Origin of the sequence: Clostridium neonatale (assembly GCF_900465025.1) — a bacterium.
GTDB lineage: Bacteria > Bacillota > Clostridia > Clostridiales > Clostridiaceae > Clostridium > Clostridium neonatale.
Genome location: NZ_UICR01000001.1, coordinates 713345 through 738987 on the forward strand (window position 1 = coordinate 713345; position 25643 = coordinate 738987).

Genomic DNA, 25643 nt, shown 5'->3' on the forward strand with positions numbered 1-25643 from the left:
CAGAAAAATTATTGCTAAATAATAATACATAAAACGAATATTATTGTTTAGCTATAGATTAGTTATAGAGAGGAAACTAATATTTGATTTGATTATTGGAAAATTAAAAAATTATATAATTTTAACTATGTAAAGATAGATATGATATAATAAATGAAATAATTGATTAATATCTTATTATCTTATGATATTAAAGTGATATAAAAGATATATCAAATATATTGTACCACACAATTTTGGAAAGGAAGATATTATTATGAAAACTTTAGAAAAACTTACAGAAGAAAATGTATTTAAATATTTTAGTGAAATAAGCAAAATTCCAAGAGGATCAGGAAATGAAAAAGCTATAAGTGATTATTTATTAAATTTCGGTAAAAGTTTAGGCCTTGAATCAATTCAAGATGATGCAAATAATATAATTATAAAAAAGCCAGCAACTAAAGGATATGAAAATGCGCCGACAGTTATAATTCAAGGACATATGGATATGGTATGTGAAAAAAATAAAGATAAAGTACATGATTTTACTAAAGATCCTATAGAGTTAGTGGTAAAAGATGATTATATATATGCAAATGGAACGACTTTAGGAGCTGATGATGGAATTGCAGTTGCATATGCAATGGCAATATTAGATTCAAATAATATATCTCACCCAGCTCTTGAAGTGTTAATTACAACTGATGAAGAAGCAGGAATGAGTGGAGCTATGGCATTAAGTCCAGAGCATATAAGTGGAAAAATTGTCTTGAATTTAGACAATGAAGAAGAAGGAAAACTTTTAGTTAGCTGTGCTGGGGGAATTAGAACAAAATCTTCAATAAAAATTCAATTAGAAGATAAAAAGGAAGCTACTAAGGAATTTTCTATTGAAGTAAAGGGACTAAAAGGCGGTCATTCAGGAATGGAGATTCACTTAGGAAAAGGAAATTCTAATAAAATAATAGGAAGAATTTTAAAGAACATTTCTAATGAAATAAGCTTTAATTTAGCTTCAATAGAAGGTGGATCAAAGAATAATGCTATTCCAAGAGAAGCAAGTGCAGTAATATCAATAAATGAAACTGACAAAGATAAGTTATTTGAAATAGTATCAAATCTTACTAAAGATTTAAAAAATGAATTTGCAACTAAGGATCCAGGATTATTAATAAATATTTGTGAAACTACTTTAGCAAATAATAAGGTAATTTCAAATGAAATAACACAAAAAGTAGTTGATTTATTGTATATGTATCCGAATGGTGTGAACACAGAAAGTGCTGATATAAAAGGACTTATTGAAAGTTCTACTAATTTAGGTGTAGTGCTTATGAATGACAATGAAGTTGAATTTGATAGTGCGGTAAGAAGCTCAGTATTTTCGTTAAGAGAAGATATCGTAGAAAAGATAAAATGTATAACAGAACTTTTGGGTGGAGAATTTTCTAGTAATGCTGGCTATCCAGAATGGCCATATAAAGCAGATTCGAAAATAAGAGAAATATGTAAAGATGTATTTAAGAGAATGTATAATAAAGAACCAGAAATTGTAGCTATACATGCAGGTGTTGAATGTGGATTGTTTAAGGAAAAATTAGGTGATCTTGATATGATTAGCTTTGGCCCAGATCTTTATGATGTTCACACACCAAATGAGCATATGAGTATTTCATCAGTTGAAAGATGTTATGAATATCTATTAGAAGTACTTAAAGAAATTAAATAATTAATTTAAATATCATTTTTCAAGAGATTAAAGTATATGAATATATTTTAATCTCTTTTTTATTTCATATTTTAAATAAGAAAATTTTAAAATTACATTACATAACTCATAAATGGATTTCCAAAGGAATAATAATATATAAATGAGTTTTAGTATTAAAAATCTGGGGGTGGCATTATGAGATACACAAGATATGAATATAAAAGATATAGCAAACTAAAATTTCTATGTAGTGTTATTATTATAGGTGGTATTTCTATTGGTGGAGGCTTATATATAAGTAGTTTAATTTTTGATAGAAATCAAGAAAATTCAGTACAAACAACAGCATCTAAAAATAATGATAAAGATAAGGTTGTGGATACTAATATGAATATAATAGCATTACAATGTGGATATTATTCAAAGAAAGAAAATGCAGAGAAATCTGTAAATGAACTAGCTACTTATTGTACACCATTTATAATCGAAAGCGATGGAAAATTTAGAGTAATGGCAGGGATATATGAAGAAAATAATGCAAGTAAAAAGTTTGATGAATTAATATCCAAGGGGATAGAAGTGGCAAAAATTAAATTAACCATAAATGGAGAAAATAATGAAGATAAAAAATGTATTGAAGTGATGGATGGAGTTTTTACTATATTAAATAAACTAGACGAAGATGGTGTTAAGAGTATAAAGACTGCAGACTTCAAAAAATGGACTCAAAATATAATAAATAAAGAGGACTTAAATAATTCTAAAAAACTTAATTTAATAAATGAGTGTATAAATAATTTCCCAGAAGAAATAAATAAGAATAATAAAGGAGAAATTAGTGCCAATGTATATAAAGCAATTAACGAGAATTAAATTAGTTGTTTAATGAAATTATTACAACAAAATTAATTTTATATAAAAAAAAACATAACTTAATAGAACATACTTGTTTAAGGTGTTGTTAAATGATAAACTATAGGGTGTAGAATTGTTGCTGAGACAAATCTACACCCTAATGTCTATTTAAAAGAGTATTTGTCAATAATAATAGATAGATTCTTTAAATTTAGGATGTGAAAATATGAGAATAATATTAGCATCAGCGTCAGAGAGAAGGCAAGAACTTCTAAAAAGGTTAGTTTCTGATTTTGATATAATTATAAGCAATTTTGATGAAAACAAAGTTGATTTTAGGGGCTCTATAGATGAGTATGTTAAAGAAATAGCATTAGGAAAAGCGATGGATGTTAGAAATAGAGTATCTAAGGATTCAATAATAATATCAGCAGATACTATAGTTACATTAGACAACAAAATTCTTGGAAAGCCAAAGGATGAGAAAGAAGCTTTTAAAATGTTAAAGTCACTTCAAGGAAAAAATCATTTTGTTTATTCTGGAATTGTTGTAATAAATAATAAAGAGAATATTATAATACAAAAGAGTTTGGCTACAAAGGTCAAATTTTCCAATATGAGTGATGAGGAGATTTTTCAATATATAAATACAAAAGAACCAATGGATAAGGCTGGAGCTTATGGTATCCAGGGAATCGGAGGAGTTTTTGTTGAAAGCATAGAAGGATGCTACTATAATGTTGTAGGTCTTCCTTTAAATACATTGAGATCTGTTCTAAAAGAAATAGTATAGAAAATATTTCAACATTAGATATGATTTAAAAGAGCAATTTTTTCTTACAATGTAATAAATGATATCTATGAAGAATATAGCTTGTAGGTTAATCTGGGGTGGGGAGTTTTAATTATTTGGAGGTAAATAATGAAAGCAATCCCAAGAAATAAATATGATGATAGCTATGAAACACCAAGAGAAAGATTAGTAAAATTTGGACCAGAGGTGTTAGCAAATCATGAGCTTTTAGCAATTATACTTGAAAAAAACTCCAATAAAGAGAGTATACTTCAATTAAGTAGTAAATTGTTAATGGAGTTTGATGGATTAGATGGAATACTAAGTGCAAGTTTTGAAGAAATTAAATCTATAGAAGGTGTAAGAGGTGCTAGAGCAGCTCAAATACTTGCTATATCTGAATTAGTAAGAAGACTTAGTACATTAAGGGCATCAAAAAAAGAAGTTAAAATTAGTTGCCCGGAAGATTTAGCTAGTGTTGTAATGAATGAAATGAATAGCTTAAATCAAGAAGTGTTAAAAGTTATATTTTTAAATACAAAGAATATAGTTATTGGAAGTAAGGATGTTTTTAAGGGCAGTTTGAATAATTCTATTGTTCATCCGAGAGAAATATTTAAACCTGCAATAAATAAAAGTAGTGCATCTATAATTGTATGTCATAACCATCCATCAGGGGATCCAACACCAAGCCGAGAAGATATTAATATTACTTTAAGAATAAAGGAATGTGGAAATATCTTGGGAATAAAATTGTTAGATCATATTATTATAGGTAACAATAAATTTGTTAGTTTAAAAGATAAAAAACTTATATAAATTGGAAGGAGCAAACGCAATCATGGGATTTTTTGGTTCAGGAAAAGATATGGGAATAGATTTAGGTACAGCAAATACTTTAGTATTTGTTAAAGGAAAAGGTATAGTTTTAAGAGAACCTTCAGTTGTTGCTATGAATAATGTAACAAAAAAAACATTAGCAGTAGGTTCAGAAGCTAAACTTATGATTGGTAGAACACCAGGAAATATTGTTGCTATTAGACCATTAAAGGATGGAGTAATTGCAGATTTTGATACAGCTCAAACTATGATGAAGAATCTAATAGAGAAAGTTACTACAAAAAATGCATTTAAGAGTCCAAGAATAATAGTATGTTATCCTTCAGGAGTTACAGAGGTAGAAAAGAGAGCTATTGAAGAAGCAACTAAACTTGCAGGAGCAAGAGATGTTGTATTAATGGAAGAGCCAATGGCAGCAGCTATTGGAGCAGGACTTCCAGTAAGTGAACCTACAGGAAGCATGATTGTTGATATCGGTGGAGGTACAACAGAAGTTGCAATAATTTCACTTGGAGGTATTGTAACTAGTAAATCATTAAGAGTTGCAGGAGATGAATTAGATCAATCAATCATTTCTTATATAAGAAAAGAATTTAGTTTAATGATAGGTGAAAGAACAGCAGAACAAGTAAAAATGGAAATAGGATCTGCTTATAAATTAGAAGGCGAAGAAGAAATGCTTATGGAGATAAAAGGTAGGGATATGATAACAGGCCTTCCAAAGATAGTAGAAATTTCTGAATCACAAGTAAGAGAAGCTTTAAAAGAACCCGTTTATGCTATTATAGAATCAATAAAAACTACATTAGAAAAAACACCACCTGAACTAGCTGCAGATATAATGGAAAAAGGTATTATGCTTGCTGGTGGAGGAGCTTATCTAAGAGGACTAGATGTATTAATAAATAAAGAAACAAATATGCCTGTACATATAGCTGAATCACCTCTTGATTGTGTAGTATTAGGAGCAGGAAAAGCATTAGAGGATTTTGACAAAATTAGCAGAGATCAAAGAGGTTAATTAAATGAAGCTTCTTAAAAATAAGCTGGCAGTAACTATTATAGTACTGTCAGTTACATTTTTAGTATTAATTATTGCTACTTTTAAAAGAGAAAACAAGAGTATGATTGAAAGTGGTGCAGGAGCGGCATTAAATCCAGTCCAAAGTATTGTCTATAAAGCAACAAATAGGGTGAAAGAAAGTGTAGATTTCTTTTTAAACTTCTCAGAAGTAAAAGAAGAAAATAAGAATTTAATTACTGAAAATGAAAAATTGAAAGATAAATTATTAGAGTATTCTGATTTAGCAGATGAGAACGAAAGATTAAGACAAATATTGAATTTCACTGAAGAACATAATAATTATGATTATGTTGGATGTGATATTATTGGATATCCTAACAATAATATTTCTGACGGATATTTTATTAATAAAGGTGAGAATGCAAATATACAAAAAGGGATGGTAGTTGTAGCGGCACAAGGACTTGTTGGCCAAGTAACTAGCGTTGGATCAAACTGGAGTATAGTTCAATCCCTTGCAAATGAAAATATAGTGGTTGCTGTTATGGCAGATAGTACAAGAGAAGCAACAGGATATATAAAAGGATATAAAGATAGACAAAATAGGAATTTGGCTAAGGTGTATGATCTTCCAATAGATTCAGAAATTAAAGAAGGCGATGTAATAATGACTTCAGGTGTTGGAATGCTTTATCCAAAAGAAATTAGAATTGGTGAAGTAACTAAAGTTGAGGAAGATAAGGTAAAAGTAATGAAAAGTGCTATAGTTAAGCCTTATGTTGATTTTAATAAATTGGAAGAATTGTTTGTAATAGTTCCTAAAGATATAAGGGACACAAAAGAAGTTAAATATAATTAGGTGATAAGTATGGAAAAAATAATTTTAATATTAATTTCTATAGTACTACTTATCTTAGACAATTCATTTGCTCCATTTTTTGCTATACATGGAGCTTATCCAAGTTTACTGCTTACTTTTGCTATAGCGTATTCAATTTTAAAGAAAAAAGAAGATGCAGTATTTATAGGAGTTGTCAGTGGGCTATTACAAGATATATATTTTTACAATGGTTTCGGTGTAAATTCATTGTTGAATTTATTTTTGTGTATTATGGCAAGTGTGATAGGTGAAAGTATTGTAAGAAATAAGAGATTAATTCCTACAGTAAGTATATTTGTAATTACGATTGTTAAGTTTTTTGGAATATTTATGATATTTTCCTTTATGGATATTATTGTTGAAGTGGATTTTATAAAAATTATAATCATGGGATTGTATAACTCAATAATAATGTTCTTCATGTATAAGATGGTATCTAGACAATTGGATAAAAATAACAACAATCAACAGTGGAGGTTTAAATGATAGTAAATAAACCAGCCAAAAAGAAAAAGATATCAAGATATACTGTTTTAAGTATAATAATGTTAATAATATTTGGAACTATTACTTTTAAACTTATATATCTTCAAATTTTAAATCATGAAGATTATAAAGAAAAAGCCAATGTTACATCAACAAGGTTTGAATCAGAAAAAGCACCAAGAGGAAGAATTTATGATCAAGAAGGAAATATATTGGCTGATAATATAAATACTTATACTCTTTCATATACAACTACAGATGATGCAACAAATAACTTCTATAGTACAATGAGTGAAATATTTAAAATATTCAAAGAAAATAATGAATCTATTCAAGATAATATGGCATTAAAAATAGATTCTGATGGTAATATTTATTTTGAATATACAACTAGTGATAAAGAATCACAAAATTATCAAGAATTAAGATTCAAAAAAGATAGAGGATTTGATGATACACTAAAAAAGAAGATGTTTCCAGATGTTGAAGAGTTAAGTGATGAAGAAAGTGCAAAATTAGATTCAGAACTTCTTAAGATAACTCCAGAAGAAATGTTTTATGAATTAACCAAAAAGTATTCTTTAATTGAACTTATTGATCCTAATTATAAGGACTCTAAAGAAAAAAAACAGATGTATGATAATATGTCTGGAAAGGAAATTGTAGATCTTATAAAGAAACAAGGATATTCTCTTGAAGAAATAAGAGAATTTATGGTTATTAAAGATGCAATAAAAATGCAAAGTTTTAAAGGATATAAAGCTGTTACTATAGCTGATAATATTCAAAAAAATACTGCACTTATAATTCAACAAAAGCTAATTAATTTACCAGGAATATCTGTTAATTTATCGCCTATAAGATATTATCCGTATGGAACACTTGGATCATCAGTGCTTGGATATGTATCATCAATAAATAGCTCGGAAGAAGAAAAATATGAGCTAAGAGGATATGATGCTTCTACAGATTTAATTGGTAAAGCAGGTATTGAATCAGCTTTTGAAGAACAATTAAAAGGTGTTAAGGGTGGAGCAACTGTAAAGGTAAATTCTCAAGGTAGAAAAACTGAAGAATTGTTTAAATTAGAATCTTATCCAGGAAATGATGTTCATTTAACAATAGATAGAGATATTCAGTATGTAGCAGAACAGGCTCTTGCTGATGGAATTAAAAATATCCAAGAAAATGGATCTGATAGGGGATATAGATTTGCAAATGCTACAAGAGGTGCTTTAGTTGCTGTAGAGGTTAAAACAGGTAGAATATTATCTTTAGTAAGCTATCCGGGATTTGATCCAAATTTATTTACTACCTCCGGTAAGCTTACTTCTGAAGAAACTAGAAATTACTTTAATCCAGATTTAGATTCATTTGGGACAGAACTTATACAAAGAATGGGATTGACTAAGGACTTAGATTATATATTTCCAAAAGAAAATGGAGCAAGAGTAGATAAGTACGATTTATATCCAAGACCATTTTATAATTATGCTACAATGGCATTAATTCCACCAGGATCAACATTCAAGCCACTTACAGCCATTGCAGGGTTAGAAACAGGAGTTATAGATCCGACTACTACGATTTATGATAAAGGTAAATTTGATGAACATCCAGAAACTTTCGGAGTTGGATTTGCTCCTCAATGTCTAGTATATAGTAATTATGGATATGGACATGGTTCAATCGATGTAAAAAAAGCTCTTGAAGTTTCTTGCAACTATTTTTTCTATGAAACAGCTTATAGATTGTATAAATATAATGGTGGAAATATTGATTCGCTAGATGCTATAGCAAAGTATGCATATCAATTTGGACTTGGAATAGACCCAAATAGTAAAGCTAATCCATCGACAGGTATTGAAATTCAAGAAAACTTTGGTCAGACATATAACTTTACTTCTTTTAGAAGAAATTCAGTGTATTATGCTAAGTATGAATTAGTAGATTACTTAGAAAAAGGTGATTATAAGGGAATAATCACTAATTTCGTTCCTTTTGATATACAAGTTTCAGATGATGACATTGAAGAAGTTAAAAATGCAAAGCAATCAATAAAGGATAAAGTTGCAAATTACTTAGGTAATGTTGGTACTGATGATAATAAAAATCCATCAGAAGAAGAATTCACGAAAGATGTTAAAAAAGATGTAAAAACAATAATCGAGCATTCTGATATATATAAGAAAAGAGTGGCAGATTACGAAGCAAAGACAGGTAAAACTGTAAGTCTTGATAATCAAGCTAATATAGTGTCAAATATAATAGCGAGATTTACAGTAAATGATAAAGCTGCCGAAATTAAATCACCAGCTCAGCTCGTATTCGCATCTATAGGTCAAGGTATGCATACATTTACGCCACTTCAATTAGCAGGTTATGTTTCAACAATAGCTAATGGAGGAACAAGATATAAGTTACATTTAGTCGATAAGATTACAGACAACGATGGTAATGTAGTGCAGCAATTTGAGCCAGAAGTATTAAATAAAGTAGAAATGAAACAAAGTACTATTGATGCTGTAAAAGAGGGAATGGCAAAGGTTAATGAAGATGATGGAGGTACAGCGAGTACTGCATTCATGGGATTTCCGATAAGTACAGCAGGTAAAACAGGTACAGCTGATTTCTCAGAGACTCAAAATGAAGTTGGAAGAGCACCATATGCTACATATGTGAGTTTTGCGCCTAAAGAAGACCCAGAAATAGCAGTGGTTGCAGTAGTTTTTGATGGAGGTCATGGAGGTTCAATAGCACCAGCTGTTAGAGCTGTTTATGAAGCATATTTTAAAGATAGATTATTAGAGATGGATCCTAATTATGCATATAAATCTCAATCTTTCCAGAAGTATGTTTTGAATAATCCATATAGAACAAAAACTGATACAGAAGCAACAAGTAATGAAACTTCCGGAAGTGAAGTTACTTCTGAATCAGGTGATGGTCAAAATAATACAGAATCCAATAATGAACCAGAATAAAATAAAAAAATTATCCCAATAAAATGTATTGGGATAATTTTTTTATATAATATATAAACTATTTAAAAATACAGATAGTTATTATATTCTAAATAAGAATAACGTATTTTATAAGTTGGAGGTAAAGATATGAAATATGATAATATATTACAAGGGAGATTTATCTCTCGTCCTAATAGATTTATAGCTAATGTTGAGATAAATAATAAAATAGAAGTCTGCCATGTCAAAAATACAGGCAGATGCAAAGAGCTATTGATACCAGAGGAAACTACTGTGTTTGTACAAGAAAATGATAATCCTAATCGTAAAACAAAATATTCTCTAATTACAGTGAAAAAAGGTGATAGATTAATTAATATGGATTCACAAGTACCAAACAAAGTTGTATATGAATGGATTAAAAAAGGAAATCTATTCAATAGCCCATCATTAATAAAACCAGAAAAGAAATATGATAAGTCTAGATTTGATTTATATGTTGAAGAAGGAAGTAGAAAAGCATTTATTGAAGTTAAAGGAGTTACTCTGGAAGAAGATGGCGTTGTAAGATTTCCAGATGCACCAACGGAAAGAGGAGTAAAACATTTAAAAGAACTTTGTAATTGCATAGATGAAGGATATGAAGCATATATAATTTTTGTTATTCAAATGAAAGATGTTTTATATTTTGAACCTAATGTAAGGACACATAAGGAATTTGGAGAAGTATTAAGAGAAGCAAAAAAACATGGTGTTAATATATTAGCTGTAGACTGTGATGTTACTGAAAATTCCATCGATATAAGAGATTATGTGAAAGTTAAGATATAAAAGTCTAAAAGTATCTAAATATATATACAAAAATATTGAAATAATGATATAATTTTAAATGGATATATAAAAAATATTTAAAGGTACATATTGGATATTGAGTTAAAAATATGATTTGTGATTGGTTTAACCTGCAGATTTATTGGAGGCAGTAAATGTATAATGATGGAATTGTAATTAAGGGCAACAAGGAAGGCATAAACACACAGATTGACATAAGTAAATTTGCTGATTTTGAAGATATGCTCATGAACCTTATAAAGAAACTTTCTAAGGGAAAACACTTTTATAAGGGAACAACATTAATTCTAAAAATTGATTTAAAAGCAATTACTCAGAAAAATGTCCAAACACTTAAAGAAGTGTTATTAAATCAAATTGAATTAAAAGATATTGTATTAGAAGATATTGAAAAAAATATAGAAAAAGATGAAGAAAAAGATAAAAAAGTATTTTCAGGGGTATATGAAGGAAAAACTAGATTTATAAGGAAAGCTGTAAGAGGTGGTCAATGTATTAATTACCCAGGCAATATAGTTATTATTGGTGATGTTAATAGTGGTGCTGAAGTTTCTGCAGCGGGTAATGTAATTGTTTTAGGAACATTAAAAGGAAAAGTAAGCGCGGGAACAAATGGAAATACAAAAGCTTTTATTGCAGCATTTTCACTTCAACCAGAGCTTTTAAAAATAGCAAAATGTATGGCCATGTCTCCAGATGATACTGGAAAACCTAAATATCCAGAATTAGCAAAGATTAAAGAGGGAGTAATAATTGTTGAGCCGTATTTACCAAATAAATATATATATTAATGATGTCGGAGGGATTTTTGTATGGGAGTATCTATTGTAATTACTTCAGGAAAAGGTGGAGTAGGAAAGACAACAACAACTGCAAATATAGGGACAGCGTTAGCTTCACTAGGCAAAAAAGTAGTAGTTGTTGATGGGGATACAGGATTAAGAAATTTAGATGTATTATTGGGATTAGAAAATAGAATTGTATATACAATAATGGATGTTATAGAAGGCAGATGTAGATTAAAACAAGCTCTTATAAAAGATAAGAGATTCCAAAATTTATGTTTACTTCCAACAGCACAAACTAGAGATAAGGATGATATAAGTCCTCAAGAGATGCTAAAAATAGTAAAGGAATTAAAAGAAGAATTTGATTATGTGATTATAGATTCTCCAGCAGGAATAGAGCAAGGATTTGAAAATGCTGTAATTGGAGCTGATAGAGCAATAGTAGTAGTAAATCCAGAAATAACATCAGTAAGAGATGCAGATAGAGTTATAGGAAAGCTTGATGCTAAGGGTCTTGATGATCATGCCGTAATAGTAAATAGATTAAACTATCAAATGACGAAAAATGGAGATATGCTAGATGTTTCTGATATAATAGAAACTTTATCAATAGAACTAATAGGTGTTGTTCCAGATGACAGAAATATTACTGTTTCAACTAATAAGGGTGAACCGATAGTCTTAGATGATGGTGCATTTGCAGGAAAAGCGTTTAAGAATATAGCACATAGAATTATGGGAGAAGAAGTTGCATTTTTGGATTTGAATAATGAACAAGAAGGCTTCTTTACGTCTCTAAAAAAACTATTTAAGCGTAAATAGGGGGAGAGTTATATGGGATTTTTTAAGAGTTTAAGTAATAAACCAACTCCTAAGGAAGTTGCAAAAGATAGATTAAAATTGATTCTTATACATGACAGGGGAGAAATTCCTCCAGAAACAATAAAAAAAATAAAAGAAGAAATATTGGAAGTAATCTCTAAATATATAGATATTCAGGTTGATGATGTTGAGATATCAGTAAATAAAAATGATGATGATGAAGGAGATAATTCATCAGCACTTGTTGCCAATATTCCAATAAGAAATATACGTGGTAGATAAAAATGAAGTTTTTTGGTGGAAATTAACGATGATATAGTTGTTAATTTCTACTTTTTTTTGTGAAGATATTATGTAAAAGTAAATAATTTATTACGAATTTATTATCTTACATGAATTAATATAGAGAATATAATCATAATAATGTATAATTAAATATGCACTTATCAATAAAAATAAATATGATTATTTTATTTATGTTTATATCCGTGTATTTAAAGCAAAGAGGTGGAAATGTGTTTAAAAAATTAAAATTAGATACAAAGTTGATAAAAGAAATAGACAAAACTCTTTTAATTTGTATGATTTTACTTACTCTGTATGGAATATTTAATATATACTTATGTACTAAAGGAGATTATGGATTCTTTTTTGCTAAAAGACAATTTATGTGGTTCTTAATTTCCATGGTAGCTTTGTATTTAGTTATAACATTTGATTATACATTTATAATGAATTATGCTCCTATAATTTATTGGGGAACTGTAGTTCTGCTTATTATAACTAGGTTTGCAGGTGTTGTAGTTAATGGGGCAAGAGGATGGCTAAGGTTTGGACCAATATCATTGCAGCCAGCTGAGTTAGCAAAGCTAGGAATAATATTTATGCTGGCTAAAAAGCTGGAAGAAATGGATGGTCAGATAAATGATGTAAAGAATTTTTTCACACTGGTATTCTATGCAGCCATTCCAGTATTATTTATAATTATTCAACCTGATATGGGAATGACCATGGTTTGTTTCTTCATAGTTCTTGGAATATTTTTTATTGCTGGACTAGATATGAGAATAATTGGTGGAGGACTTTTAAGTATTGTATTAGCAATAGTTATAGTTTGGAATTCAGGTTTACTTCCTTCTTATCAGAAAGCTAGATTTACAGGATTCTTAAATCCAGCTGCTGATGATAGTGATACAGGATATCACTTAACACAGTCACTTATAAGCATAGGATCAGGTGGCATTCTTGGAAGTAGACCGTCTATAAAAAATGATAGCAGTACAGGTTATGCAGCTCAAAATGTACCAGAAATACAAACAGACTTTATATTTGCTGCAATAGCAGAACAATATGGATTTTTGGGAGCTATGCTATTAATAGTATTATATGGATTTTTAATATATAAGATGATAGCAATAGCTAGAACTTCAAAAGATCTATTTGGATCAATAATATGTGTAGGAATAATTTCATACTTCTTACACGCTATACTGCAGAATATTGGTATGACTATAGGATTGCTGCCTATAACAGGAATAACTCTGCCTCTTATAAGTTATGGTGGAAGTTCACTTTTAACTACTATTATTTCAGTTGGATTAGTATTAAATGTAGGTATGAGAAGAAAGAAAATATATTTTTAATGAGTTTAATTGGGATGTCGCATTAAATAATCTGCGGCACCCCTTTTTTGTTATATTATACATTGATTTTGCTAAGGTAAAATTTAGTGTTTTATACTTTTAACTTAAGTTAATTCTAAATATTCACTTTTAGTTATTATCTATTTATAAACTATATTTTGCAAATACGATAGTTCTATTTTGGGGTAATGTAAATTATTTTTAGAACAGCAATGTGCAATAATTAAATAGAGAATAATTATATATAATACTTATGAAATATATCTTTCATATTATCCTCTTTAGAAAAATATAATTAAATATATTAAAGAAGAAGGGGCGAGGGTGATGAACGATTATAGAGAAGCTTATGAAAATTATTATAGAAATATAAATAAAAAAACTAATGTAAATATCCAAGAAGATAAAAGTTCATTTTGGTCTAAAAATAAAGTGAAAAATTATAGAAGCAATAATAAAATTGAAGGTTTAGTATCTAAAGAATATTGGATTAAGCGTGTTGAGAGAGAAGTGGCAGGATCAGCTGTTATTATAGTGATTCTTTTTGGGCTCAAATGTTTTCCATCAGAAGGCACAACATCTCTATATATTAAATGTAAGAATATATTGAATACAAATTTAACATATGATCAATCAGTAGATATACTAAAAGGTATTGAAATAGGAACATTTAAAGGACAGAATTTTAATATAAATGGATTTACTTTTGATAATTTAAAAAAAGAAAATGTGAAGAAAGAATTTATTGACTGTATGAATTATATTAAAGATAATTCATTTAAGGTTGAAGAAAAAGAAATTTAAAGAACGTTTGGCAAGCAATTTGTAGAGGTTGTATTTTAATGAAGAAAAAATATAGAGTAATCATACTACAAATCCTTATTCTTATATTTATTATAAGTATAAATGGGAATTTTTTAATAGGTGTATTTTGGATTACGCTACATGAACTTTCTCATATCGTTATTGCAAGTAGTTATGGATGTAAGTTTAATAATTTCAAAATTAATGTTCTTGGTGCTAAAGCTGAAATATGTGAAATAGAGGAATTGTCTGAAAAAAGGAAATTAAATGTTTATTTAGCAGGCCCATGCTTTAATTTTATTATTGCGATGATGATGTATATTTTAAATTATAAATATAACTTGGTAATTTTTGAAAATAGCGTGAAAATAAATTTGAGTTTGGGATTATTTAATTTATTGCCTGCATATCCATTAGATGGATCAAGAATATGTGAAATATTGCTAACTAGAAGATATTTATATAGAAAGACAAAAAGTATTGTTGTTATTTTAAGTATTATTATTTCAATAATGCTGTTTCTTTTCGGAACTAGTATTATGATATTTTTACATAAAGTAAATATAAGTTTTTTCATGGCTTCTGTATTGATGATTTATACCTCAATTTTAGAAAAACAAAAAACAATGTATATAATAATGGGAGATATCTTTAAGAAATTAAAAAAATTAAAAAAATATGGCTATATAGAAAATAAAAGTATATCTATTTATTATAAAAAAGGATTGGTTAATGTATTAACTTTAGTAGATAAAAATAAGTTTAATATTTTTTATGTGTTAGATGATAATATGAAGGTTGTTGGAACTGTATGTGAAGATGAACTCATAGAAGCATTAAAGGAATATGGGAATATAAGTCTAGAGGAGTATATGAAGCTAAGATAGTAATATATATTGTTTTAAGAACAGGGGCTTATTATAAAAGATATTTAATTTTTTTTAACGCATAGGAAAGTATAAAATTTTTATCATAGCAAAAAACTTAAGAATAGAGCTATTCTGTAACTTAGATAGTCCAATACGTTAAAAAAATTATAGTCCCGCAAAAGAACCCAAAAGCAAGTTTTGGAACCTTTTGCATGGGTAAAAAAAGTGGCTTCTTATTTAAAAATGTGTTTGAGTAGTTGCCTATTTATAGTGTTAAGGTTTATATTTTACGTATAAAGCGTGGCGAAGCCACTTTTTTATTAAATTTAGTAAATGAAATCATATTTCATAGGAACAGTTCATATGCATCATAAGAAATTAAAAGATTCAAATAATTATATATTTAATATAGTAAAAAGTATTAATAGTTGTCAAAAATATCATTATTCCAATAATAATATAATTATGTTAGAATAGGTATAGTAATTTAGAGGAGGGAAGTATAAATAGTACTTCTTTTTTCTATTTAAGGAATTATTCAAATTAGACATATTATAAATATGGATATACTTATGATAGTATAGTTATATACAGAAATAAAGGATTATTCATATAAAATGTGGATAACTTAAGAAAATAAATCTAATTTGTGGATAAAGTTTCAGATTATAAAATAGAGTACTTTTAAGGAGGAAATAGTTAATGAATAAAATTTCAGATGATATTCTATTTAAGGTTGAAAAGCCAAGTAGGTATATTGGTGGAGAATTAAATGAAATTGTTAAAGATCCGAAATCAGTTGACATAAGATTTGCATTTTGTTTCCCAGATGTTTATGAGGTTGGAATGTCTCATTTAGGAAGCAGAATACTTTACCATACTATCAATTTAAGAGAAGATACATATTGTGAAAGAACTTTCGCACCATGGCCAGATATGGAAGCCTTAATGAGGGATAAGAATATTCCTTTATTTACATTAGAAACTAAAGATTCATTAAATGATTTTGATATCTTAGGATTTACTCTTCAATATGAAATGAGTTATACAAACATGCTTAATATGCTTGATATGTGTAATATACCATTAAGAACATCTGAAAGAGGAGAAGATTATCCTATAATTATGGCTGGTGGACCTTGTGCATATAATCCGGAACCTTTATATGATGTTGTTGATTTCTTTGAAATAGGTGAAGGTGAAGAAATCATGAACGATGTTTTAGACGTTTACAAACAATTTAAAAAAGAAAACAAAAGTAAAGCAGAGTTTTTAAGGGAAATAGCTAAAATAGAAGGAGTATATGTTCCATCATTATATGAAGTTACTTATAACGAAGATAATACAATAAAAGAATTTAAACCTAAGTATGAGGATGTACCTGCAAAGGTTAAAAAGAGAATAATAAATAACTATACAGCAGTAGAATTTCCAGAAGATATAATAGTTCCTTATACTGATATAGTTCATGATAGAATAGTTTTAGAAACATTTAGAGGATGTACTAATGGATGCAGATTCTGTCAGGCAGGAATGATATACAGACCGGTTAGAGAAAAGACTAGAGAAGATTTAGTTAAGCAAGCGAGAAAGTTAGTTGAAAATACAGGTTATGATGAAATATCACTTTCTTCATTAAGTACTTGCGACTATTCAGATATAAAAGAATTAATACATGATTTAATGGAGGAACATGAACCAGATAAAGTTGGGATAGCACTTCCATCAATTAGAGTTGATGCCTTTTCTGTTGACTTAATTAAGGAAATTCAAAAGGTAAGAAAGACAGGTTTAACTTTTGCACCAGAAGCAGGATCTCAAAGAATGAGAGACATTATAAATAAGGGGTTAACAGAAGATAGAATCCTTGAAGCTGCAAGAAGTGCCTTTGAAGCAGGCTGGAGAACTCTTAAACTTTACTTTATGGTTGGTCTTCCTTATGAAGAATTAGATGATTGTAGAGGAATAGGCGAGCTTGCAGAAAAAATGGTTAAGGAATATGCAGAGATTCCAAAAGGAAAAAATAATAAAGGACTTAGAATAACAGTAAGTACATCTATACTTGTACCAAAGCCATTTACACCATTCCAATGGGCACCTATGGCAAGAATTGAAGATGTTAATAAGAAGATTGAAGCTGTTAAAGGATCAATTAAATCTAAATGTATAGTTTATAACTATCATGAACAAAAGACATCATACATGGAATCAGTGTTTGCAAGAGGAGATAGAAGACTTTGTGATGTTCTTATAAAAGCTTTTGAAAAAGGTGCAAGATTTGATGGATGGACTCAGTATTTCAATTTCGACTATTGGACAGAAGCATTAAACGAATGTAATGTTGATGGAGACTTCTATGCATATAGAGAAAGAACATATGATGAAATATTACCATGGGATTTCATAGATATTGGAGTTACAAGAAAATATCTTGAAAGAGAAAATGAAAAAGCTAAAAAAGCAGAGCTTACTCAAAACTGTAGAAAAGGATGTACAGGATGTGGAGTAAATGTAAACTTTAAAGATGGGAAGTGTTTTGAAGGTGCGATACTTAATTAAATTTACTAAGGAACCAAATATAAAATTTATTTCTCATTTAGATGTACTGAGAACAATTCAAAGAAATATAAGAAGAGCAGATCTTCCAATAGAATATTCACAAGGATTTAATCCACATATGGCAACATCAATTGCGCAGCCATTGTCAGTAGGAGTTTATTCTAGTGGTGAATATATGGATATGGTTTTGACTAGAGAAATGAATGAGGAAGAAATAATAAAAAGATTGAATGAGACAGCTCCAAGTGGAATTAAATATATAAGTGCATTGGCTATTCCATATGTTGAGGGACAAAAGAAAGTGCCTCAAGCTATGGCAATGATAGATGCAGCAAGATATATAATAAAAATAAAATATACACAGATAGATAATGTAGAAACTGAAATGAATAAACTTTTGGAAAAAAACCAATGGAATACAATAAAGAAAAGTAAAAAAGGTTCAAAAGAAGTTGATATAAAAACTTTTATTAAAGAATTTAGTTTTTGGATTAAAGATGAATATTTAGTTATAAATACATTAATAAGTACTGGAAGTAGAGAACATTTAAGTGCAGAGTTATTAGTTAGATATATTCAAGAGAATACAACAAACGCAGATTTAGATGCTTTTGTTGATACGAAAAGAGAAGAAATGTATTTTTATAAAAAAGAAGATAAGCTAGTACCATTATATAAATGTTTAGAATAGTTAAGAGTTGACAGTGCACAGTTGACAGTTAAGAGGTCAACTGTCAAAGTAATTGTGAATTTTGAATTGTGAATTGTGAATTGAAAAAGGGTGGTGATTTTATGAAGGAGATTTTTATTGAGAGAAGTGAGAGTCTTTTAAGAATTGCAATTAAGGAGAATAATGAGTTAGTTGAAAGCATAGTAGAGGAAAAGAAAAGTGGACCTATAATTGGAGAAATATACAAAGGAAAAATTAAAAATATAATTCAAGGAACTAACTCAATATTCGTTGATTTAGGTTTAGATAAAGAAGGTTACATGTATTATAGTGACGAACTTAAATCTAAAGATTTAAAAAAAGGCGATGAAATATTAGTAGAGGTTATAAAAGAACCTATTGGAAATAAAGGCGCAAAAATAACTCATAAAGTTTCAATTCCCGGGAAATATGTCGTATTAGATTGTTATAGTAGTGGGATTAAATTTTCTAAAAGAATAAATGATGATTTAAAAAAAGAAGAAATATTAAATAATATTGCACCATTGGAAGATGTATGTATAACTATTAGAACAGAAGGTGCTAATATAGCCTTAGAAAAATTGAAAGCAGAAATAGATAAGTTTTATGAAATTTTTAAAAACCTAGATAGCAAAATGAAGTATTCATTAGGAACACAAAAACTTTATGGTGATGATGCTATACTAACAAAGATTTTAACAAATAATATAGGTAATGAAACAGTAAAAGTTTTTGTTAATGATGAAAAAGATTTTAATATTATAAATAGTTTTGTTGATGGAGAAAGCAATTTTAAAATAGAAAAATATACAGGATACAGAGGAATATTTGACTATTATGGAATAGAAAAAGAATTGTTAAAGCTTAGACATCATAAGGTTAATTTACCTTGTGGAGGATATATTGTCATAGAGAAGACAGAAGCAATGTATGTTATTGATGTTAATAGTGGGAAAAATATAAAAGAAAGAAGCTTTAATAAAACAATTTTAGAAACTAATCTAGAAGCTGCTAAAGAAGTAGGAAAACAAATAAGACTTAGAAATTTAAGCGGAATTATTGTTATAGATTTTATCGATATGAGAGATAAAAATCAAAGATCATTAGTTATGTCTGCTCTTCAAGAGAGTTTAAGAAATGATAAAGGTAATGTTAAGATATTTCCATTTACAGAACTTGATTTAGTTCAAATTGCAAGAAGAAGGAATGGAAAGAGTATATATGAGTACATGGAAGAAGAATGCTCATTATGCAAAGGACGTGGAATAGTACTAAAGCTATCTTATATTGAAGGTCTTATCAAAAATGAAATTATAAGAATGAAGGAAGAAAATTCAATAGAGTCTTTTTATATTGAAGTAGACAGTGTATATAAAGAGAGAGTAAAAGAAGATGTATTTAGTTTTCTGAAAGAAATAGATGCTTTAGGAAATGACATATATTTAAACTATGTTGATGGAATTGACGGATATAAAATAGAGCCACTTTTATTTCAAAATCAAAAAGATAATTTAAAAGATTATAAAGTGAATAATATTGAGGAATATTAAAAGATTTTGCTTTACAAAAAATTATGATTATGATAAAATGGCTTTTGTAGACCGCTCACATAAGGTTTTAATTTATAAACAAAGTTAAATCTTTGTACCGAAAGTGGCGAGACCGTTATGAGGAGGTGTTTTAATGTACGCAGTATTAGCAACAGGTGGAAAGCAATACAGAGTTAAAGAAGGAGACGTATTATTCGTTGAAAAATTAAACGCTGAAGTTGACACTACAGTTGAATTAAATGAAGTTTTAGCAGTTGAAACTGAAGATGGTATCAAAGTTGGTACTCCAGTAGTTGAAGGCGCTAAGGTTACAGCTAAAGTTGTAGCTCAAGGTAAAGCTAAAAAAGTTGTAGTTTTCAAATATAAGGCTAAGAAGGACTATAGAAGAAAGAATGGTCACAGACAACCTTATACTAAATTAGTTATCGAGAAGATCGAAGCTTAATGTTATGGTTAAGATAACAATTAATCAAAAAGAATGTAATATTGTTGGTTTCGTAATAAATAACCATGCCATATCAGATGAAAGAGATTTTCAGAATGATGCAGCACTTGTAGGTGAAGCATTTGATATGATTTGTAACTCAGTATCTGTTTTATCTCAAAGTGTTTTAATTGGTTTAGATGAAGTTTTAAAACTTAATTGTACATACGAAATCATGGATGGATATCTAAAACTAGATATTTCAGATTTTACTAAAGAAGAGTTAAATCAAGCTCAGGTATTGCTCAAAACATTTGAAAAAAGTTTAGAAAGTGTAATTTTGAGTTTGGAAGAAATGTTTGGAAAAGAAAAACGTAGGGAATATATAATTTTAGAAATAGAGGAGGTGTAGTCACATGCTAATCATGAACCTTCAATTATTTGCCCACAAAAAAGGGGTAGGTAGTACAAAGAATGGTAGAGACTCTGAATCAAAGAGATTAGGAGTTAAATCTGCTGATGGAGAATTTGTTCTTGCTGGTAACATACTTGTTAGACAAAGAGGAACAAAGATTCACCCAGGTGAAAATGTTGGAAGAGGTAAAGACGATACTTTATTCGCTAAAATCGATGGAGTTGTTAAATTCGAAAGATTTGGTAGAGATAAGAAAAAAGCTAGCGTTTACCCAGTACAAATAGAAGCAAAAGCTGAATAGTTTTTACTTTAAGCACTCTTAGTTTTAAGGGTGCTTTTTTTAATATTGGCTAGGTAAATGTAAGATTTATATATACTTATTAGAGTGGTATATTTTGAAAAGTATATTTTATCTATGTATTCTATATTAAAAATAGTAGGTTCATTTCTAAATAATAATATATACCTATATTTATAGTGCATAAGGCTATTATAAATTACTATATTACTGCTATGCTTATTTATATTTTTCAGTAATTGGATATATTAATCATTTCTTTATATGATTATCTTAATAAAATTCCAGTGTGTTTTTTCTAAGTTAAAAAAGTTAAGATTTCTTAAATTGCAGATATTTAAAGAAATGGAAATATAACATAATAAGGAAGTGCAAGAAAATATTCATACTTATGTTGATACTTAAAGCAGATATGATATAATAAAGTAGGTTTTTAAGGGAATACTTAAACTATAAGGTAGTTTTATAAATAATAAAATAAAAGAATTATTATATATTATGATAAAATATTATATAAAAAAGTTACATAATTTATTATAATATATTTTTTATGACTAAGAAATAAATATAGTTATGTTTTAGCAAATATACATATTTTAATAAGAAATAAGAATTTGGATTATTATTTTAAATAGCTTTTAATTTTATAGGCGTTCGGATATTAATGAATTGTGAGTATTCATTAAAAAATCAATTAGAAAAGAAAGGTGGTAAACATATGTTTATAGATAAGGCGAAAATTTTCGTAAAGTCAGGTAATGGTGGAGACGGTGCTATTACATTCAGAAGAGAAAAGTATGTTCCATTAGGAGGACCTGATGGTGGAGATGGCGGAAAAGGCGGAAGCATCATATTTAAAGTAGATACTGGAATTACTACATTATTAGATTTCAAGTATAAAAAGAAATTTATTGCTGAATGCGGTGGTAACGGTAGCGGATCAAAGTGCTATGGTAAAGATGGGGCTGATCTTGTGATAAATGTTCCGATGGGAACAATCATAAGAGAAGCTGAAAGTAATAAAGTAATAGCTGACCTTTCACATAAAGATGAAGAGTTAGTATTACTTAAAGGTGGTAAAGGTGGTAAAGGAAATACTAAATTTGCTACAGCTACTAAACAAGCACCACATTATGCAGAGCCAGGAATGCCTGGGGCAGAATTAAACTTAGTTTTAGAATTGAAATTACTTGCTGATGTTGGATTGTTAGGGTTTCCTAATGTAGGTAAATCAACATTGTTATCAATGACAACTAAAGCTAAACCAAAGATAGCTAACTATCATTTTACAACATTAAAACCAAACCTAGGTGTTGTTGCAGTAGAAGGAATTGAACCGTTTGTTATGGCTGATATTCCAGGAATTATTGAAGGTGCTGCAGAAGGTGTCGGTCTTGGAATACAATTCTTAAGACATATTGAAAGAACTAGACTTCTAATACACATAGTTGATATATCAGGTGTTGAAGGCAGAGATGCTTTTGAAGATTTCGTAAAGATTAATGAAGAGTTAAAGAAATATTCAGTTAAGCTATGGGATAGACCACAAATAGTAGTAGCTAATAAGACTGATATGTTATATGATGACTCTGTGTATGAAGATTTTAAAAAGAAGGTTGAAGAATTAGGATATACTAAAGTGCTTAAAATGTCAGCAGCTACAAATGACGGTGTTGATGCTGTAATGAAGGAAGCAGCAAGAATGCTTAAGGATATTCCAATTAAGGAATTAGAAATTTCAGAAGATGAAATGTATATTCCAGAAGAAAAGAAATTCACATATGAAATATCTATTGAACCAAATGATGAAGGTACTAACACATATGTTGTTGAAGGAACATTTGTGGATAGATTATTACATGCTGTTAATGTACATGATGCAGATTCATTAAGATACTTCCATAAAGTTCTTAGAAATAAAGGTATCTTTGATGAATTAAGAGAAATGGGCATTAAAGATGGTGACTTTGTAAGATTAAATGACTTTGAATTTGAATATATACTTTAGGCAATTCAGAATTCACAATGCACAGTTCACAATTATAGCTTTTAATTGTGAATTGTTTGCATTGATGTCATAAATGGTATGAATTTTGAATCATGAAGTGTAAAATGAGGAGATGAAAACATGATAACAAGCAAGCAAAGAGCTTATTTAAGAAGTTTAGCTAATGATATACAGCCAATATTCCAAGTTGGGAAAAATGGTATAGAAGAAAACTTTATAAAACAAGTTAAAGAGGCTTTAGAAGCAAGAGAATTAATAAAAATTAAAGTTTTAGAAAATAGCGGACTAGATACAAGAGAAGCTTCAGATGAAATTTGCAGATTAGTTAATTGCGAAGGAATTCAAGCGACAGGAAGAAAAATGGTTTTATATAAACAATCTAGTGACGTGAAAAAGAGAAAGATTGAATTACCTAAGAAATAATGGATGTAGAACTAAAGTTTAGTGAATAACAACCGAAATAAAGCTCTCAAATTGGAATGCAGTCTACGACCAATATGAGAGCTTTATTTCTTTGTTTGATCTAAACTCAAAGTTTCAGTATTATTGGTGTTGCACATAAATACATTTTTAAATTAAGGAATAGTTGTTTAAGCAAGCTAATATTTTATAATTTTTAAGAAAGCAACAATATATTGATATATAGAATATTCTAAAAAGCATAAAATATAATTAACAAAGTTGAGTAACTATGATTTTAGAGAAAACAAAGAAATTCAATATATGAATAGGCTTAGTATTGTATTAAAATTTGAACTTTTAAATTCTTTGGCAGAGGATGTTCAAAAATTGTTTGTCCAAAACTTGTTTTTTGGGAGCAAACATTTTTTGGTGCATCCTCTGCCATTAGAATTTTTAGTTCGAATTTTTCTACAATCGAGCCTATCATATATTGAATTTCGGTTATTTCCAACTAAACTTTGATTCTACTCAATTTATTTTATTAATTTATAAATGAGTTTATAAAAAATTAAGATTAACGTTATTAAGAATCTATTTACTAATGATATAATAATATAGAAATAATTTTATTATATTATTTGAGCTAATTAGAGAAGCTATAATTATAGTATGAAATTATAAAAAGCTTATGGCGCTTAGGAGTGAAACTATGAAGATAGGAATAATAGGCGGAACTTTTGATCCAATTCATAATGCACATTTATATATAGCTTATGAAGCAAAAGAACAATTAAATTTAGATAAGGTTATTTTTATGCCAGCAGGAATTCAACCATTAAAAACAGATAAAAAAATAACGGAATCAAAAGATAGATATGAAATGGTTAAAGAAGCTATAAGAAATTATGATAGCTTTGAAGTTTCAGATTATGAAATAAATAAAGGGGGATTGAGTTTTACTTATGAAACATTAGAACATTATAATAATTTAAAAGAGAGTAAGGATGAGGAATTATTTTTTATAACAGGTGCTGACTGTTTAATGAATATAGAAAAATGGAGAGAGGTAGAAAAAATATTATCATTAAGCAATATGGTCGTTTTTATGCGTGGCGGAACAGATGTGGAGAGGCTATTAGCTCAAAAGAAATATATTGAAGAGAAATATAATGCTTCTATAATATTTTTAGCACTTAAAGAGCTAGAAATATCATCAACAGATATAAGGAATAGGGTTAATGAAGGAAAGAAAATAGATTTTTTTGTGCCTGAGAGCGTAAAAAATTATATATATGCAAAAGGATTATATAAAAAATAAAAAAGTAATAGTGAATTTTTTGATTGTTAGAAAGGATGGAGGGATATTTTATGTTATCAAGAGATGAAATAAAAGAGTATTTAAAAAATAATTTACAAGAAGAGAGATATAATCATGTTCTAGGAGTTGCAGAAACTGCTAAGAAATTAGCAGGATTAAATAATGTAGATGAAGATATAGCAGAGCTTGCAGGTTTTGCACATGATGTTGCTAAAAATATGCAAATAGATGAAATGAAGAAGATAATGGATGAAAATAATATTATTCTTTCAGAAGTTGAAGAGATAAATAAGAGCCTATGGCATAGTATAATTGCACCAATTGTAGCTAAAGAAAAACTAGGTATTGAAGATGAGGAGATACTTTCTTCTTTAAGATGGCATACAACAGGAAAAGAAGATATGACAACACTAGAAAAAATAATATATATAGCAGATATGATTGAACCAACAAGAGATTTTGATGGATTAGAGGAACTAAGAAATATAACATTTAATAATTTAGATGATGGAGTTTTAGCAGGTCTTACTCACACAATGAAATTTCTTTTAAGTAAAAATTCATTGATGGATGAAAATACAGTTAAGGCACGAAATTATTTGTTAATTCATAATGGTAAATAAGAGATAGTTATTGAATAGTAAAAGAAAGGGAAAAATATTT

At 28.4% G+C, this 25643-nt stretch carries 25 protein-coding genes; all 25 read left to right on the forward strand.

What is annotated here, in order from left to right:
- Positions 1-256: 256 nt before the first annotated feature.
- The 25 genes from CNEONATNEC86_RS03315 (at position 257) to yqeK (ending at position 25603) form a co-directional block, all read left to right on the forward strand.
- On the forward strand, positions 257-1711 hold the full coding sequence (locus CNEONATNEC86_RS03315; RefSeq protein ID WP_159115585.1) for an aminoacyl-histidine dipeptidase: 1455 nt from the start codon (positions 257-259) through the stop codon (positions 1709-1711).
- 177 nt (positions 1712-1888) lie between these two features.
- Positions 1889-2566 carry an SPOR domain-containing protein gene (locus tag CNEONATNEC86_RS03320; RefSeq protein WP_159115586.1) on the forward strand — a complete coding sequence of 226 codons (678 nt, stop codon included), beginning with the start codon at positions 1889-1891 and terminating at the stop codon, positions 2564-2566.
- 208 nt (positions 2567-2774) lie between these two features.
- The gene (locus tag CNEONATNEC86_RS03325) at positions 2775-3341 is read left to right on the forward strand and encodes a Maf-like protein (protein WP_058293815.1); all 567 of its coding nucleotides are present in this window, start codon (positions 2775-2777) and stop codon (positions 3339-3341) included.
- A 129-nt stretch (positions 3342-3470) separates the two neighbouring features.
- Positions 3471-4160 carry a RadC family protein gene (gene radC / locus CNEONATNEC86_RS03330; protein WP_159135520.1) on the forward strand — a complete coding sequence of 230 codons (690 nt, stop codon included), beginning with the start codon at positions 3471-3473 and terminating at the stop codon, positions 4158-4160.
- Positions 4161-4182: 22 nt separating this feature from the next.
- Complete coding sequence (locus CNEONATNEC86_RS03335; protein WP_058293817.1) at positions 4183-5202, forward strand: rod shape-determining protein; 1020 nt, start codon at positions 4183-4185, stop codon at positions 5200-5202.
- 4 nt (positions 5203-5206) lie between these two features.
- Positions 5207-6064, forward strand: a complete 858-nt coding sequence (gene mreC / locus CNEONATNEC86_RS03340) for a rod shape-determining protein MreC (RefSeq protein WP_058293818.1) — start codon at positions 5207-5209, stop codon at positions 6062-6064.
- 9 nt (positions 6065-6073) lie between these two features.
- Positions 6074-6571 carry a rod shape-determining protein MreD gene (mreD, locus tag CNEONATNEC86_RS03345; RefSeq protein WP_159135521.1) on the forward strand — a complete coding sequence of 166 codons (498 nt, stop codon included), beginning with the start codon at positions 6074-6076 and terminating at the stop codon, positions 6569-6571.
- The gene (locus CNEONATNEC86_RS03350) at positions 6568-9555 is read left to right on the forward strand and encodes a penicillin-binding transpeptidase domain-containing protein (RefSeq protein ID WP_058293820.1); all 2988 of its coding nucleotides are present in this window, start codon (positions 6568-6570) and stop codon (positions 9553-9555) included. Before mreD ends, CNEONATNEC86_RS03350 begins: the two co-directional genes overlap by 4 nt.
- A 129-nt stretch (positions 9556-9684) precedes the next feature.
- Complete coding sequence (gene sfsA, locus CNEONATNEC86_RS03355; protein ID WP_058293821.1) at positions 9685-10368, forward strand: DNA/RNA nuclease SfsA; 684 nt, start codon at positions 9685-9687, stop codon at positions 10366-10368.
- Between the two features lie 155 nt (positions 10369-10523).
- A complete protein-coding gene (minC, locus tag CNEONATNEC86_RS03360) occupies positions 10524-11180 on the forward strand; it encodes a septum site-determining protein MinC (RefSeq protein ID WP_159135522.1) in 657 nt (218 codons plus the stop codon).
- A 21-nt stretch (positions 11181-11201) separates the two neighbouring features.
- On the forward strand, positions 11202-11999 hold the full coding sequence (gene minD / locus CNEONATNEC86_RS03365; protein ID WP_058293823.1) for a septum site-determining protein MinD: 798 nt from the start codon (positions 11202-11204) through the stop codon (positions 11997-11999).
- Positions 12000-12011: 12 nt separating this feature from the next.
- Positions 12012-12281 carry a cell division topological specificity factor MinE gene (gene minE, locus CNEONATNEC86_RS03370; RefSeq protein ID WP_058293824.1) on the forward strand — a complete coding sequence of 90 codons (270 nt, stop codon included), beginning with the start codon at positions 12012-12014 and terminating at the stop codon, positions 12279-12281.
- A gap of 233 nt (positions 12282-12514) precedes the next feature.
- Positions 12515-13642 (forward strand): rod shape-determining protein RodA, encoded by a 1128-nt coding sequence (gene rodA, locus CNEONATNEC86_RS03375; RefSeq protein WP_083498705.1) that lies wholly within the window; start codon positions 12515-12517, stop codon positions 13640-13642.
- Positions 13643-13969: 327 nt separating this feature from the next.
- On the forward strand, positions 13970-14446 hold the full coding sequence (locus tag CNEONATNEC86_RS03380) for a hypothetical protein (RefSeq protein WP_058293825.1): 477 nt from the start codon (positions 13970-13972) through the stop codon (positions 14444-14446).
- A gap of 38 nt (positions 14447-14484) precedes the next feature.
- A complete protein-coding gene (locus tag CNEONATNEC86_RS03385; protein ID WP_058293826.1) occupies positions 14485-15333 on the forward strand; it encodes a site-2 protease family protein in 849 nt (282 codons plus the stop codon).
- Between the two features lie 684 nt (positions 15334-16017).
- Positions 16018-17874: a TIGR03960 family B12-binding radical SAM protein gene (locus tag CNEONATNEC86_RS03390; protein WP_159135523.1), complete on the forward strand. Its 1857-nt coding sequence runs from the start codon at positions 16018-16020 to the stop codon at positions 17872-17874.
- A complete protein-coding gene (locus CNEONATNEC86_RS03395; protein WP_058293828.1) occupies positions 17858-18565 on the forward strand; it encodes a TIGR03936 family radical SAM-associated protein in 708 nt (235 codons plus the stop codon). The genes CNEONATNEC86_RS03390 and CNEONATNEC86_RS03395 overlap by 17 nt, the downstream gene beginning before the upstream one ends.
- A gap of 101 nt (positions 18566-18666) precedes the next feature.
- On the forward strand, positions 18667-20115 hold the full coding sequence (locus CNEONATNEC86_RS03400; protein ID WP_159115591.1) for an Rne/Rng family ribonuclease: 1449 nt from the start codon (positions 18667-18669) through the stop codon (positions 20113-20115).
- A gap of 133 nt (positions 20116-20248) precedes the next feature.
- Positions 20249-20560, forward strand: a complete 312-nt coding sequence (gene rplU / locus CNEONATNEC86_RS03405) for a 50S ribosomal protein L21 (RefSeq protein WP_058293830.1) — start codon at positions 20249-20251, stop codon at positions 20558-20560.
- A gap of 4 nt (positions 20561-20564) precedes the next feature.
- Complete coding sequence (locus CNEONATNEC86_RS03410; protein ID WP_058293831.1) at positions 20565-20951, forward strand: ribosomal-processing cysteine protease Prp; 387 nt, start codon at positions 20565-20567, stop codon at positions 20949-20951.
- A gap of 4 nt (positions 20952-20955) precedes the next feature.
- Entirely contained in the window at positions 20956-21255 is a 300-nt protein-coding gene (gene rpmA / locus CNEONATNEC86_RS03415; protein ID WP_058293832.1) for a 50S ribosomal protein L27, read from the forward strand.
- 715 nt (positions 21256-21970) lie between these two features.
- A complete protein-coding gene (gene obgE / locus CNEONATNEC86_RS03420) occupies positions 21971-23260 on the forward strand; it encodes a GTPase ObgE (RefSeq protein ID WP_159135524.1) in 1290 nt (429 codons plus the stop codon).
- 120 nt (positions 23261-23380) lie between these two features.
- Positions 23381-23683 carry a ribosome assembly RNA-binding protein YhbY gene (yhbY, locus tag CNEONATNEC86_RS03425; protein ID WP_058293833.1) on the forward strand — a complete coding sequence of 101 codons (303 nt, stop codon included), beginning with the start codon at positions 23381-23383 and terminating at the stop codon, positions 23681-23683.
- A gap of 688 nt (positions 23684-24371) precedes the next feature.
- Positions 24372-24980 (forward strand): nicotinate-nucleotide adenylyltransferase, encoded by a 609-nt coding sequence (gene nadD / locus CNEONATNEC86_RS03430; protein WP_159135525.1) that lies wholly within the window; start codon positions 24372-24374, stop codon positions 24978-24980.
- Between the two features lie 50 nt (positions 24981-25030).
- Entirely contained in the window at positions 25031-25603 is a 573-nt protein-coding gene (gene yqeK, locus CNEONATNEC86_RS03435) for a bis(5'-nucleosyl)-tetraphosphatase (symmetrical) YqeK (RefSeq protein ID WP_058293835.1), read from the forward strand.
- The last annotated feature ends 40 nt before the right edge of the window (positions 25604-25643 follow it).